Genomic DNA, 12,848 nt, shown 5'->3' with positions numbered 1-12,848 from the left:
AAAGCCCGCACATGGTCGAATACGTCACACAGCATCCGTCGGGCGGTTACATCCTCGACGAACTCCACGTCGGCATGGCCGCAGAGAAGATTGTCCACGTCACCGAGGACCGGATTCGCCTGTTCGCCGAGGCCTCGGACGACTTCAATCCGGTGCACCTGGACGAGGAGTTCGCCTCCAAGACCGCCTATCGTGGCCGTATCGCCCACGGCCTGCTCAGCGCCGCCTTCGGCTCGGCGGTGGTCGGCACCATCCTGCCGGGCGCCGGGTCGATCTATATTTCCCAGACCCTGGCCTTCCACTTCCCGGTCCGCATCGGCGATTCGGTTCGCATCGTCATCACCGTGATCGAACTGGATCAGGAGGGCGCCCGCGCCCAGCTGAAGTGCGAAGGCTTCGTCGGCGACAAGCTGATCATGGACGGGGTGGCCGTCGTGCGCGTGCCGCGTCGTCGCAAGCCCTCGGCCCGCTGAGCCTCCGACGTGGTTGAGGTCATCCGCGGCTGGCGCGACCTGCTGGCCTCGCAGCGCGGGGCGGCGGTCGCCGTCGGCGCCTTCGACGGGGTGCATCGCGGCCATCAGGCGGTCATCGCCTCGGCTCGCGAGGCGGCCCAGCGTCTGGGCGTTCCGCTCGGCGTCGTCACCTTCGACCCGCATCCGCGCCGCCTGTTCCAGCCCGAGGCCGCGCCCTTTCGCCTGATGACGGCGGACCAGATGGCCCGTGCCCTGGCGCCGCTGGGCGTCGACCGCCTGTACCTGATCCCCTTTGACGCCGAGATGGCGGCGATGACGGACGAGGAGTTCGCCCAGCGCGTGCTGGCGGACGGTCTGGGCGTCGTCCACGCCGCCGTCGGCTTCGACTTTACCTATGGCCGGGGCCGCACCGGCTCGCCCGAGGGCCTGCGCCGTCAGGGGCTGGAGCTGGGCTTCACCGTCTCGGTCAACAACCGCATCGACGACGCCTCGGGCCTGAAGCTGTCGTCGTCCGCCGTGCGCGAGGCGATGAAGGCCGGCGACATGGACCGCGCCGCCGCCATTCTGGGACGCCCCTTCGCGATCCAGGGCGAGGTGATCCACGGCGACAAGCGCGGCCGCACCATCGGCGTTCCCACCGCCAACATCGCCATGGGCGACTACATGCGCCCGGCCTACGGGGTTTACGCTGTCCGCACCCGCCTGCCGGACGGACGGGTCATCAAGGGCGTCGCCAACCTGGGCGTCCGCCCCATGTTCGAGATCGAACAACCCCTGCTGGAAGTCTGGCTGCTGGACTTCAACGAGAGCCTCTACGGCCAGACCCTGGAAACGGAACTGGTCGCCTTCCTGCGCGGCGAGATGAAGTTTGACGGGCTGGATGAACTGAAGGTCCAGATCGAGGCGGATGCGGCGGCGGCGCGGGCCGTGTTGGGCTGAAGGTCTATCGCAGGGCGGTTACGCAGCCTGAGATTCTGTATCTGCTTCGGATTTAGGCTCTATCATTTGATCGATGGATAGTCTCGGCTCTGGTGTGATCCAATTTAGACCTCCAATGCTCTGATTTGCCGTCGCGTAAACGTCTTCGTGTATGAAGAGTGTCACGTTGAAGAAGTGGCAGTTAATAAAACGACAGTTAAAGAAGGCAGTAGCAGTTTGAGGGTCGGCTCCGTCTGCTGTTGAAACAGCATCACATCTTGTGAAGGTGTTTCCATGCATCAATCCGGCACCTGTAGCTGCCAATATGATGTTGGCAGGACCGATCAGTTCGCAGGTATCGAACGTTTTGTCGATGATCGGACTGCCCATCGGAGGCGCGATGTCTGCGATTGCTATTCGCTGACGTTCGAACAGGCGATCCAAAGGGTTTATGCGGTCCCCGTCGCGGTAAAATCTGTCTCTGACGCTGGCGGAAACTAAACTCTCTCTAGCCGCAGCGAGCAATCTCGCGATGATGCCAAAAGCCAGCGCTCCCAGAAATCCTGCCAGTACAGATGAAGCAGGTTGATACTGGCCGAATAGATTCGAGGCTTTAACGGCCCAAGCAGGCAGGCCGAAACTGAGAGCCCATCCAGCAAAGAGAGTTATGGTCCCGGCACTTTGCCAGAACCAGTTGGCAATTCTCAAAATCCGCATTCGTTAGCCCCGTGCCCCAAGCGCAACTTGAGGATGGGGCCACTTTTGAATTCGAGCAAGGCAAGAACCTAGGCGCGGCGTCTCGCAACGCCGCCCTCTACCTCACGACAGCCGGTCGCGGAACTCCGTCCAGTCGAACTCACGCACCATCCGCAGCTCGTCCGTGGCGCTGTTCCACAGGGCAATGGCGGGCAGAGGGACGCCGTTGAAGGTGTTGGTCTTCACCATCGAATAGTGGGCCTGATCCAGGAAGGCGAGGCGCGTTCCGGGCACGGGGCGCTCGGCGAAGACGTAGTCGCCGATGATGTCGCCGGCCAGGCAGGACGGGCCGCCTAGGCGCACGGCGACGCCGTTCTCGGGTTCAGCCAGCATGGCGGGACGATAGGGGGCCTCGATCACGTCCGGCATGTGGCAGGTGGCCGACAGGTCGGTGATGGCGATGGGCATGCCGTTGTCGAAGACGTCGAGGATCTCGCCGATCAGGATGCCGGCGTCCAAGGCCACGGCCTCGCCGGGCTCCAGATAGGCGGTGACGTCGTAACGCGTCCGAATGTCGTTCAGGAAGGCGACCAGATCTTCGATCTGATAGTCGGCGCGGGTGACGTGGTGGCCGCCGCCGAGGTTGATCCATTTCACGTCGCCCAGCAGCGGGGCCAGCTTCGGCTCCACCGCCGCCCAGATGCGCGACAGGGGCGCAAAGTCCTGCTCGCACAGGGCGTGGATGTGGATGCCGTCGATGCCGACCATCTTTTCCGGCGTCAGCTGCGACACGGGATAGCCCAGGCGCGAGTAGGGCTGGGCCGGGTCGTATTTGGCGACCTCGCCCTCGGAATGTTCGGGGTTCAGCCGCAGGCCGATCTCGAAGACCTCGCCGGCCGCGCGGGCCTCGGCGATCAGGTCGGCGAAGCGCGTCACCTGATCGGGCGAATTGAAGATGACGTGGTCGGACAGGCGCAGGATCTCGGGCAGATCCTCGGCCTTGTAGGCGGGCGAATAGGTGGTCAGTTCGCCCTTGTAGAACTCGCGCGCCAGCCGCGCCTCCCACAGCCCGGAGGCGCAGACGCCGTCGAGGTATTCCCCGACGACGTCCGCCAGCGACCACATGGAAAAGGCCTTGAGCGCCAGCAGCACCCGGGCGTTGCCCCGGTCACGCACGTCTTTCAGCGTGGCCAGATTGCGCCGCACCGCGGCCTCGTCCACCACGAAGGCGGGCGAGGCGACACGGTTCAGATCAAAATGAGCAAAGGCTCCGGGATCGCCGGCCTGGGTTTCCATGTCGTCTTTTTACTCAGGTCTTAGAAAGCGAGCGGAGCGTCCAGCTCTTCGACGGTCCACGGCAGGCCATGCTTGTTCAGCATGTCCATGAAGGGATCGGGGTCCAGCTGCTCCATGTTGAAGACGCCGGCGCCCGACCACTTGCCGGTCAGCATCATGGCCGCGCCGATCATGGCCGGAACGCCCGTGGTGTAGCTGACGGCCTGGTTGCCGGTTTCGGCATAGGCGGCTTCGTGGTCGCAGATGTTCTTGACGTAGAAGGTCTTGGCGACGCCGTCCTTTTCGCCGGTGGCGATGGTGCCGATGTTCGTCTTGCCCTTGGTGATCGGACCCAGCGAAGCGGGCTCCGGCAGCAGGGCCTTCAGGAACTCGATCGGGATGATCTCGCGGCCCTGGAACATCATCGGCTCGATCGAGGTCATGCCGATGTTTTCCAGCACTTCCAGGTGCTTCAGATAGCTGTCGCCGAAGGTCATCCAGAAGCGGATGCGTTTGATTTCCGGGTAGAACTTGGCCAGCGACTCCAGTTCCTCATGGTACATGAGGTACATGTTCTTCTGACCGACGCCCTCGAAATCGAAGGCCTGCTTGTGCGACAGGGCCGGGCCCTCGACCCACTGGCCGTTTTCCCAGTGACGCGAGTTGGCGGTCACTTCGCGCAGGTTGATTTCCGGGTTGAAGTTGGTGGCGAAGGGCAGGCCCGTGTCGCCGCCGTTGCAGTCCAGGATGTCGAGCGTGTCGATCCGGTCCAGCAGGTGCTTCTTGGTGTAGGTGGCGAAGACCGAGGTCACGCCCGGGTCGAAGCCCGAGCCCAGCAGCGCCATCAGGCCGGCTTCCTTGAAGCGCTCCTGATAGGCCCACTGCCACTTGTATTCGAACTTGGCTTCGTCGCGCGGCTCATAGTTGGCCGTGTCGAGGTAGTTCACGCCGGCGGCCAGGCAGGCGTCCATGATCGACAGGTCCTGATAGGGCAGGGCCAGGTTGACCACCAGGGCCGGCTTGACCGACTGGATCAGGGCCGTGGTCGCGGCGACGTCGTCGGCGTCGATGGCCGCCGTGTCGATGGTCACGCCAAAGCGCGACTTCACGGATTCAGCGATGGCGTCGCACTTGGACTTGGTGCGGCTCGCCAGGGTGATATGCGAGAAGATGTCGGCATTCATCGCCATCTTGTGGACCGCGACGGAGCTGACGCCGCCTGCACCGATAACCAGCACCCTGCTCATGTGTGGCTTCTCCTGAAGTCTGAAACTGCTTTGGCGACACCGCCGCCGCTATAAAGGGCGGGGCTCTTAACACGATGATGACAGGATCGCTAACGGTCGCGTGTCGCAGGAGTTGCGGGGGTCAGCCCTCGGCCTTCTCGGCGATGGCCATCAGGGCGTCGTGCAGGGACTTGCCCTTGGCGTCGACGACGTCGGCGATGCGCCACATGGGGCCTTCCCTGACCAGCTTCAGCGTCTGCTGATGGGTCTGGCCGTGGTTGGTGAAGGTCACCTCGGCGGTGGCGGCCTTGTCGCCGTCGGGCGTCATCTTCAGCGCGGTCAGGGCGAAGCCGTCGGCGTCCTGACAGGCGCAGACGGGGTCGTAGTTCAGATAAGCGACCTCGCCCTTGGCCGCGTGGAAGTCGGCGCCGACCAGAGCATTCAGGGTGCGCGTATAGAGCGGGTCGCGACCGGGGGTGATTGCGGCGGCGGCTGGATCATTGGCCAGAGGCGCGGCGGCGTTGGCGTAGAGGGCGCGCACAAAAGCCTCGGCGTTCTGTTCACCCGCCGCATAGATGGCGGCGCGTCCAGCCAGCGGCGCTTCGGTAGGCGCAGGGGCCTTCTCCTCGGCGGGAGAACAGGCCGCCGCTGTCAGAACCAGCACCGCCGCCGTCATGATCGCCTGAACGCGCATCTGATCGTCTCCTGTCTGTTCGCTTCGACTATGGCGCAGGCGCCGCCCGGTCTGCTAGACGGTTTCAACCATGACCGTTCGCGTGATCCGTCCGATTTCGATTAGCCGCCCGGCGTAGCGCCAGGGCGAACAGCCCCGCGCACGTCGGGATCGAATATCGCCGATGCCGTTCAACGGCCTTCACGCTAGAATGCACCTGCGTCGCTTCCTCGGCGCCCGCGCACAAAGACAAAGATTACCCCATGGCCGACGCCACCAACGACACCGCCTCCGACGCATCGGGCCGCGACTATCGCGACACCGTCTTCCTGCCCGAGACGCCCTTCCCCATGCGCGGCGGGCTGCCCAAGAAGGAGCCGGAAATCCTGGCCCAGTGGGGCGACCTCTATGGTCACCTGCGCGCCACGCGTCAGGCCCAGAAGGCGCCGCTCTACGTGCTGCATGACGGCCCGCCCTACGCCAACGGCGACATCCACATCGGCCACGCCCTGAACAAGACGCTGAAGGACTTCGTCGTCCGCTCGCGCTTCCTGCTGGGCTATGACGTCGACTACGTCCCCGGCTGGGACTGCCACGGCCTGCCGATCGAGTGGAAGATCGAGGAGCAGTTCCGCGCCAAGGGCCGCCGCAAGGACGAGGTCTCCAAGGAAGAGTTCCGCACCGCCTGCCGCGAGTACGCCGGCAAGTACATCGACCTGCAGCGCGACCAGTTCCTGCGCCTGGGCATCACCGGCGACTTCGCCAACCGCTACGCCACCATGGACTTCACGTCCGAGGCGGCCATCGTCGCCGAGTTCCACAAGTTCAAGAACTCGGGCCAGCTGTATCGCGGCTCCAAGCCGGTGATGTGGTCGCCGGTCGAGCGCACGGCTCTGGCCGACGCAGAGGTCGAGTATCACGACCACGTCTCGCCCACGATCTGGGTCAAGTTCCCGGTGGTCGGCGCGACCGACAGCCACCCGGACGACCTGCTGTCCTTCCGCGCGGCGACGCCCTCGATCGTGATCTGGACGACCACGCCCTGGACCATCCCGGCCAACCGCGCCATCAGCTACGGCCCCGAGATCGCCTACGGTCTCTATGAAGTCACGGCGCTGGAGGAAGGCCTGGACTACGAGCCCTGGGCCAAGCCGGGCGACCGCTTCATCATCGCCGACAAGCTGGCCGAGGACGTGTTCAAGGCGGCGAAGATCAGCGGCTTCACCCGCGTCGACGCCATCAACCCGTCCGGCCTGGAATGCGCCCATCCGCTGGCGGCGCTGGACTCGGGCTACGGCTTCTCAGTGCCCCTGCTGGCCGGCGACCACGTGACCGACGACGCCGGCACCGGCTTCGTCCACACCGCGCCGGGCCACGGCGCGGACGACTTCGCCGTCTGGCTGGCCCACGGTCACCGCGAGGTGCCGGACACGGTCGATCCCGACGGCGCCTACTACGACCACGTCCCCCTGTTCGCCGGCCTGAAGGTGTTGGAGACCGAGGGCAAGAAGACCGGCAAGTTCGGTCCCGCCAACGGCGCGGTGATGGAGAAGCTGATCGAGGCCGGCAACCTGCTGGCGCGCGGTCGGATGGAGCACTCCTATCCGCACTCGTGGCGCTCGAAGGCCCCCATCATCTTCCGCAACACGCCGCAGTGGTTCATCCGCATGGATGAGACCCTGGAGGACGACAACACCCTGCGCGACCGCGCCCTGAACGCCATCGACGCCACCGCCTTCCACCCGGCGGCGGGCAAGAACCGCATCCGTTCGATGGTCGAGGGCCGCCCCGACTGGCTGATCAGCCGCCAACGCGCCTGGGGCACGCCGCTCGCCATGTTCGTCGACAAGCAGACGGGCCAACCGCTGCACGACCCCGAAGTCGACGCCCGCATCGTCAAGGCCGTCGCCGAGGGCGGCGCCGACGTCTGGTTCTCGGCCCCCGACGCCGACTTCCTGGGCGCGCATGACCCCGAGCGCTTCGAGAAGGTCACGGACATTCTCGACGTCTGGTTCGACAGCGGCTCGACTCATGCCTTCACCATCGATCCCCGCACGGCCGAGCATGGCTATACGGGCGACCGTCCGTCGCACTGGCCCGCCGATCTCTATCTGGAAGGCTCGGATCAGCACCGCGGCTGGTTCCAGTCGTCGCTGCTGGAGGGCTGCGGCACGCGTGGCCGCGCTCCGTTCAAGGCCGTCCTGACCCACGGCTTCACCCTGGACGAGAACGGTGAGAAGCAGTCGAAATCGCGCGGCAACACCACCGATCCCCTGACGGTCATCAAGGAATCGGGCGCCGACATCCTGCGTCTGTGGGTGGCCCTGGTCGACTATTCGGACGATCAGCGCATCGGCAAGCAGATCCTGCAGACCACGGTCGACGCCTATCGCAAGCTGCGCAACACCGTCCGCTATCTGCTGGGCGCGCTGAACGGCTTCGACGAGGCCGAGCGCCTGCCTTACGACCAGATGCCGCCGCTGGAGCAGTTCATCCTGCATCGCCTGTGGGAACTCGATGGACAGGTGCGTCAGGCCTACGAGGAATACCGCTTCCAGGACGTGATCCGCCCGGTGCTGGAGTTCTGCTCGGGCGACCTTTCGGCCCTCTATTTCGACGTGCGCAAGGACAGCCTCTATTGCGACCGTCCCGACAGCGTCCGCCGCCGCGCCGTGCGCACGGTGATGGACGAGGTCTTCAGCCGCCTGACCGCCTGGCTGGCCCCGCTGACGCCCTTCACCATGGACGAGGCCTGGACCACGCGCTTCCCCGAGGCGGGCACCAACTGCGCCCGCGTGATCCCGGAAACGCCCGACCAGTGGCGCAACCCGGCCGAGGCCGAGCGTTGGGCCGGGGTCAACACCGTGCTGGAAGTGGTCAACGAGGCGCTGGAAGCCGCACGTCGCGACAAGCTGATCGGCGGGGCTCTCGACGCCTGGCCGGTGGTCACGGCCCCGGCTGAACTGCTGGCCCCGTTCGACGGGCTGGACGCCGCCGAGGTGTTCCGCACCTCGGGCGCGGAACTGGTGGTCGGCGGCGAGGTCGTCACCGTCGAGGTCAAGCTGGCCGACTATCCCAAGTGCGCCCGCTCGTGGCGCCGGGTGCCGGACGTCGGTTCCGACGCCGACTACCCCGACCTGTCGGCCCGCGACGCCGACGCCGTCCGGTGGCTGGACGCGCAGAAGGCCTAAGGGATCAGGCCCCTTCGCTCCGGCGGAGGGGCCTTTTTCTTGATCGGGTTTCAGGCGGCGTCATGAAAGATCAGCCCCAGCGTTATCCGCTTGCCCGCGCGCACAGTGCTGACCCCGTGGCGCATCTGCACGCGGTAATCGCCGCGGGCGCCCGCGACCGGCCGTTCACGCACGGTGAAGATCACGGCCTCCCCCTGTTTCAGCGATACGACATGGGCCTGTGACTGCGAGCGGGGCTTTTGCTCGGCCAGAACGAACTCGCCGCCTTCGAACTCGTTCGGATCGCTGAGCAGGATTGCCGCCTGCAGCGGGAAGACCAGGTCGCCGTAGAGGTCCTGATGCAGCCGATTGTAGTCGCCGGGACCGTAGCGCAGCATCAGCGAGGTCGGTCGCGTCTGACCCGCCGCCCGGCATTGGGCGGTCAGTTCATCCAGATTGTCGGGAAAGCCGGGCCGCTCCAGCCGCGCCGCCCAGTCGCCAGCGATCGGCGCCAGACCGGCATAGAGCCGCGCTCGCAGTCGGGGCAGGGGATCGGGCAGGGGATTGGCGAAATACTGATATTCGCCCTGCCCAAAGCCGTGTCGCTGCATGAGGATGCGGCTACGGAAGCGTTCGGACTGGTCGTAGAGGGCTTTCAGGGTCTCGCAGGTGGCGGGCGTCAGTAGCGGCCCGACCACGGCCCAGCCCCGTGCGTTGAGATCATCGGTGATGCGGGGCCAGTCGAGAGTGTCGGTCATGGGCGCTATAGACGCCGACCCAGGTGGTCTGTCTGGCGGCTTTCGGCTGCGGGATTAGAACCGGCGGCGCTGCTCGGCCGACTTCAGCGTGGAGCGGACGAACTCGACCGGCGGGTCGGTCTCGGCCAGGACAGCTTCCTTGATGGCGCGGGGCTCGCCGAACAGATGGCCCTGGCCCATGCCGACGTCCAGTTCGAGGATATCGACGACCTGCTTCTCGCTCTCGACCTTCTCGGCGATCAGTTCGAGGCCGTAGCGACGGGTCAGGGGGGCGAAGTCGGCGGCCTGGATGTCCGGCTGGGTCGGCAGGGGCGCAGCGCCGTCCAGGTCCAGCAGTTGTTCGATCAGCAGGTCGGCCGCCACCTTGATGAAGCGCACGTCCGAGCGTTGCAGGTCGGCGAAGTCCAGATCCAGCGTCTGCACCTTGTCGATGGAGAAGCGGAAGCCCAGGTCGGCCAACTTGGCCATGTTGCGGGCCTCGGACGCGCCGCGCGCCTCGAAGGTCGCCTGACCCAGCTCGAAGATCAGGGCGTCCTTCAGATCGCGGTTCTGGCTGAGGAAGTCGAGGAACTGGGGGAAGAAGGTCTCGTCGCCCAGCGAGGCCAGGGAGATGTTGCAGAAGACCCCGACCTTGCGGTCCTGACGCGCCAGCCGGCGCACGATCTGGGCGCAGCGGAACAGCAGCAGGTTGTCGATGGCCGGCAGCAGGCCCTCGCCCTCAGCCACCGACAGGTATTCGGCAGGCATCATGACCCGGTTGGACGGGTCGCGCAGGCGGGTGAAGCTTTCGTAGAAGACAGTCCGGCGCTGCGGCAGGGTGACGACCGGCTGCAGATAGAGGTCGATGCGGTTTTCCGTCAGGGCGTCGTGGACGGTCTTCAGCAGGGTGTTCGACTGGACCTGACGGCGGCCCTCATAGGTGTCGGCGGTGATCGGCGAGGACGACAAGCGATCGTCGATCGAATCGCTCATCTGCTGGATCAGACCTTCCAGCATCCGCACCTCGCCGGTCAGGGCCTCGGTCTTGGTCAGGGCTCCGCTTTCGATGGCCTCGGCCAGTTCGGTCAGGGCGCCTTGGGTCGACTCCATGGCGTCGGCCAGCAGGCGGTGCGCCTCGCGGACCTTGGCGACTTCCTTGCGCAGGGCGCGACGGTCCAGAATCCCCGCGATCACGGCGTGCAGCCCGATCAAGACCCCCAGGGCGCCCAGCACACCGGCTGCGCCCGCGCCCGCGCCCATACCGGCGCGCCAGATCGCCGCCCCGATGGTCAGGGACAGGAAGAGGTAGCCGAAGAACAGAAAGCCGCCGGTGATCTTGCGCATGGGGCCGGTATCGAGCCGCCTTTCCCTTATGGAATCGGCCGAGTATCGGTCTAACTAGAGGTAACGGCTAGGGTTGGGGCGCAGAAAACCCGCCCAAAGGGAGGTTAACGCATGGAATTGTTCGATCTGAGCGGCAAGGTCGCCATCATCACCGGCTCCTCCAAGGGCATCGGCAAGGCCATCGCCGAGCGTCTGGCCGAGCATGGCGCGCGCGTCGTCATCTCCTCGCGCAAGGCCGGGCCGTGCGAAGAGGTCGCCGCCGCCATCAATGACAAGCACGGCGTCGGCCGCGCCATCGCCATCCCCGCCAATATCGCCTCGAAGGAAGACCTGCAGCGGCTGGTGGACGAGACCAGCAGCGCCTTTGGTCAGATCGACATCCTGGTCTGCAACGCCGCGACCAACCCCTATGCCGGGCCGATGGCGGGCATCGCCGACGACCAGTTCGAGAAGATCCTTCAGAACAACGTCATCTCCAACCACTGGCTGATCCAGATGGTTGCGCCGCAGATGCTGGAGCGCAAGGACGGGGCGATCCTGATCATCTCGTCCATCGGCGGGCTTCGCGGCAACGCCCTGATCGGCGCCTACAACATCTCCAAGGCCGCCGACATGCAGCTGGCGCGCAATCTGGCGGTCGAATACGGGCCGTCGAACGTGCGCGTGAACTGCATCGCGCCGGGCCTGGTCCAGACCGACTTCGCTAAATACCTCTGGGAGAACCCGGAGCTGCTGAAGACGGTCACCGAGCCGGCGCCGCTGAAAAGGATCGGCCAGCCTGATGAAATCGCCGGCACGGCGGTCTATCTGTGCAGCCCTGCCTCGGCCTATGTGACCGGACAGACTCTTGTGGTGGACGGCGGACTGACGATTGCCTGGTGATAAAGACAACAAGGTCAGCTTTTTCCAGGACCTGAACTGGCGATTGGAGGCGGCGGCGTTCAAGGCGCTGTTCGCCTTCCTGCGGGCGCTGGGCGTCGAAGGAGCCTCGGGCTTCGGCGGCAAGCTGCTGCGCTGGTTGGGGCCGCTGACCGGCACGCACAAGACGGTGACGCGCAACCTGCGCATCGCCTTCCCGGACATGGACCCCGCCGAGCGGGACCGTCTGGCCGTGGACCAGTGGGAACAGACCGGTCGTACCTTCGCCGAGCTGGCGGTCATGGATCGCCTGACGCCGGAAAGTGGGCGCATCGACATCGTAGGCTTGGAACGGTTGCACGCCGTGCGCGACAGCGGCAAGGCGGTGGTCCTGATCTCGGGCCATCTGGCCAATTTCGAGGTCATGGCGGCCGTCATCATGGCGGCGGGCGTGCCCTGCCAGGTGACCTATCGCGCCGCCAACAACCCCTATGTCGACGCCCTGATCCGCGAAAGCCGCGAGCGATACGGCATCAAGCTGTTCGCGCCCAAGGGCGACGGCACGCGCGAACTGATGGCGGGGATGAAGCGCGGCGAATCCATCGCCCTGCTGGTCGATCAGAAGTACAGCCAGGGGCCGGAGGTCGAGTTCTTCGGTCAGCCGGTCAACGCCTCGCCGGGCGCCGCGCGTCTGGCGCTGAAGTTCGGCACCGTGATCCAGCCTCTGTCGGTGACGCGCCTGCCGGGCGTGCGTTTCCGCGTCACGGCCCATGAGCCGATCGAAGTGCCGGGCACCGGAGACAAGGCCGCTGACGTCGTGGCCGGCGTCCAGGCGGTCAACCGCTTCGTCGAGGAGCGGGTCAAGGAGCATCCCGTGGACTGGTTCTGGGTCCACAAGCGCTGGCCGCCCAAGGTCTATGAGACGCTGAAGGCGACAGAAGCCTAGTCGATCACGGCGTCGTCGGCCCGGCGGAACGGGCCGTCGTAGTGTTCGCGCTGGGTGCGGCGACGCTCCGGGCCGAAATAGTCGCCTCCCCGGATGAAGGGGCGCGGCCGCATGATCACAGCCTCGATTCGGGCCAGAAGCGCCGGGGCGTTCACCGGCTTGGTCACGAACTCGGTCACGCCCGCGTCGCGCGCCTCGGTCACGTGTCGCTTTTCTGAATGGCCCGTCATCATGATGATGGGCAGATAGGGGTTGGGACTGTCCTCGGCCTTGCGGATCAAGTGGGTGAAGGTCACGCCGTCCACCGGCAGCATGCGGAAGTCCACGATGGCCAGGTCGGCAGGGCGGAGCCTCAGCGCCGCCAGGGCGGCGGAGCCGTCATCGACCTCGCGCACCCGGCCCACGCCGACGGACTTCAGCATGGCCGAGACGATGGCCCGCATGTTCGGATTGTCGTCGGCGAGCAGGATGTCGAGCGATTGCAAGGCGGACATGGGGACGGGACACGATCTGACGGCCGGGGGCCGCCATA

Annotated in this window: 12 protein-coding genes; 5 read left to right on the top strand and 7 right to left on the bottom strand. The window is 65.8% G+C overall.

The window, feature by feature from the left end; all coding sequences use genetic code 11:
* Positions 1–11 precede the first annotated feature (11 nt).
* Together RTY13_RS00805 and RTY13_RS00800 are read left to right on the top strand one after the other, a co-directional pair.
* A complete protein-coding gene (locus tag RTY13_RS00805) occupies positions 12–473 on the top strand; it encodes a MaoC family dehydratase (protein ID WP_292083970.1) in 462 nt (153 codons plus the stop codon).
* 9 nt (positions 474–482) lie between these two features.
* Entirely contained in the window at positions 483–1,412 is a 930-nt protein-coding gene (locus RTY13_RS00800) for a bifunctional riboflavin kinase/FAD synthetase (protein WP_312780449.1), read from the top strand.
* 18 nt (positions 1,413–1,430) lie between these two features.
* Here the strand turns inward: RTY13_RS00800 and RTY13_RS00795 are convergent, their stop codons facing one another.
* The 4 genes from RTY13_RS00795 to RTY13_RS00780 all read right to left on the bottom strand — a co-directional run bounded on the left by RTY13_RS00795 (position 1,431) and on the right by RTY13_RS00780 (position 5,282).
* Positions 1,431–2,108, bottom strand: a complete 678-nt coding sequence (locus RTY13_RS00795; RefSeq protein WP_312780448.1) for a hypothetical protein — start codon at positions 2,106–2,108, stop codon at positions 1,431–1,433.
* Between the two features lie 102 nt (positions 2,109–2,210).
* Positions 2,211–3,383, bottom strand: coding sequence for a carboxynorspermidine decarboxylase (locus RTY13_RS00790; RefSeq protein ID WP_312780446.1), 1,173 nt, complete (start codon positions 3,381–3,383; stop codon positions 2,211–2,213).
* Between the two features lie 20 nt (positions 3,384–3,403).
* Positions 3,404–4,609, bottom strand: coding sequence for a saccharopine dehydrogenase family protein (locus RTY13_RS00785; RefSeq protein WP_312780445.1), 1,206 nt, complete (start codon positions 4,607–4,609; stop codon positions 3,404–3,406).
* Between the two features lie 121 nt (positions 4,610–4,730).
* On the bottom strand, positions 4,731–5,282 hold the full coding sequence (locus RTY13_RS00780; RefSeq protein ID WP_312780444.1) for a DUF3828 domain-containing protein: 552 nt from the start codon (positions 5,280–5,282) through the stop codon (positions 4,731–4,733).
* A 242-nt stretch (positions 5,283–5,524) separates the two neighbouring features.
* Between RTY13_RS00780 and ileS the strand changes: the two genes are divergently transcribed.
* Positions 5,525–8,452: an isoleucine--tRNA ligase gene (gene ileS, locus RTY13_RS00775; protein WP_312780443.1), complete on the top strand. Its 2,928-nt coding sequence runs from the start codon at positions 5,525–5,527 to the stop codon at positions 8,450–8,452.
* A 50-nt stretch (positions 8,453–8,502) separates the two neighbouring features.
* Here the strand turns inward: ileS and RTY13_RS00770 are convergent, their stop codons facing one another.
* Entirely contained in the window at positions 8,503–9,189 is a 687-nt protein-coding gene (locus tag RTY13_RS00770; protein WP_312780442.1) for a 2OG-Fe(II) oxygenase, read from the bottom strand.
* 54 nt (positions 9,190–9,243) lie between these two features.
* Positions 9,244–10,512 carry an EAL domain-containing protein gene (locus RTY13_RS00765; RefSeq protein WP_312780440.1) on the bottom strand — a complete coding sequence of 423 codons (1,269 nt, stop codon included), beginning with the start codon at positions 10,510–10,512 and terminating at the stop codon, positions 9,244–9,246.
* Between the two features lie 111 nt (positions 10,513–10,623).
* On the opposite strand from RTY13_RS00765, the gene RTY13_RS00760 reads away from it, so the two are divergent.
* Positions 10,624–11,394: an SDR family oxidoreductase gene (locus RTY13_RS00760; protein WP_312780438.1), complete on the top strand. Its 771-nt coding sequence runs from the start codon at positions 10,624–10,626 to the stop codon at positions 11,392–11,394.
* Complete coding sequence (locus tag RTY13_RS00755) at positions 11,384–12,316, top strand: lipid A biosynthesis acyltransferase (protein ID WP_312780437.1); 933 nt, start codon at positions 11,384–11,386, stop codon at positions 12,314–12,316. The genes RTY13_RS00760 and RTY13_RS00755 overlap by 11 nt, the downstream gene beginning before the upstream one ends.
* Here RTY13_RS00755 and RTY13_RS00750 read toward each other — a convergent pair.
* On the bottom strand, positions 12,313–12,810 hold the full coding sequence (locus RTY13_RS00750) for a response regulator (RefSeq protein ID WP_312780436.1): 498 nt from the start codon (positions 12,808–12,810) through the stop codon (positions 12,313–12,315). The two genes, RTY13_RS00755 and RTY13_RS00750, sit on opposite strands and share 4 nt — an antisense overlap.
* Between the last annotated feature and the right edge of the window lie 38 nt (positions 12,811–12,848).

Source organism: Brevundimonas sp. (assembly GCF_032055285.1).
In the GTDB taxonomy this organism is placed as follows: Bacteria; Pseudomonadota; Alphaproteobacteria; order Caulobacterales; family Caulobacteraceae; genus Brevundimonas.
Note: the sequence above shows the minus strand (reverse complement) of the source record. Positions and strands in the feature narration are given on the sequence as shown.

What these genes read in the sequence shown, in the direction of transcription:
- RTY13_RS00805 (WP_292083970.1), top strand. Translation starts at nt 12, where the DNA reads ATGGTCGAATACGTCACACAGCATCCGTCGGGCGGTTACATCCTCGAC.
- RTY13_RS00795 (WP_312780448.1), bottom strand. Translation starts at nt 2,108, where the DNA reads ATGCGGATTTTGAGAATTGCCAACTGGTTCTGGCAAAGTGCCGGGACC.
- RTY13_RS00790 (WP_312780446.1), bottom strand. Translation starts at nt 3,383, where the DNA reads ATGGAAACCCAGGCCGGCGATCCCGGAGCCTTTGCTCATTTTGATCTG.
- RTY13_RS00785 (WP_312780445.1), bottom strand. Translation starts at nt 4,609, where the DNA reads ATGAGCAGGGTGCTGGTTATCGGTGCAGGCGGCGTCAGCTCCGTCGCG.
- RTY13_RS00780 (WP_312780444.1), bottom strand. Translation starts at nt 5,282, where the DNA reads ATGCGCGTTCAGGCGATCATGACGGCGGCGGTGCTGGTTCTGACAGCG.
- ileS (WP_312780443.1), top strand. Translation starts at nt 5,525, where the DNA reads ATGGCCGACGCCACCAACGACACCGCCTCCGACGCATCGGGCCGCGAC.
- RTY13_RS00770 (WP_312780442.1), bottom strand. Translation starts at nt 9,189, where the DNA reads ATGACCGACACTCTCGACTGGCCCCGCATCACCGATGATCTCAACGCA.
- RTY13_RS00765 (WP_312780440.1), bottom strand. Translation starts at nt 10,512, where the DNA reads ATGCGCAAGATCACCGGCGGCTTTCTGTTCTTCGGCTACCTCTTCCTG.
- RTY13_RS00760 (WP_312780438.1), top strand. Translation starts at nt 10,624, where the DNA reads ATGGAATTGTTCGATCTGAGCGGCAAGGTCGCCATCATCACCGGCTCC.
- RTY13_RS00750 (WP_312780436.1), bottom strand. Translation starts at nt 12,810, where the DNA reads ATGTCCGCCTTGCAATCGCTCGACATCCTGCTCGCCGACGACAATCCG.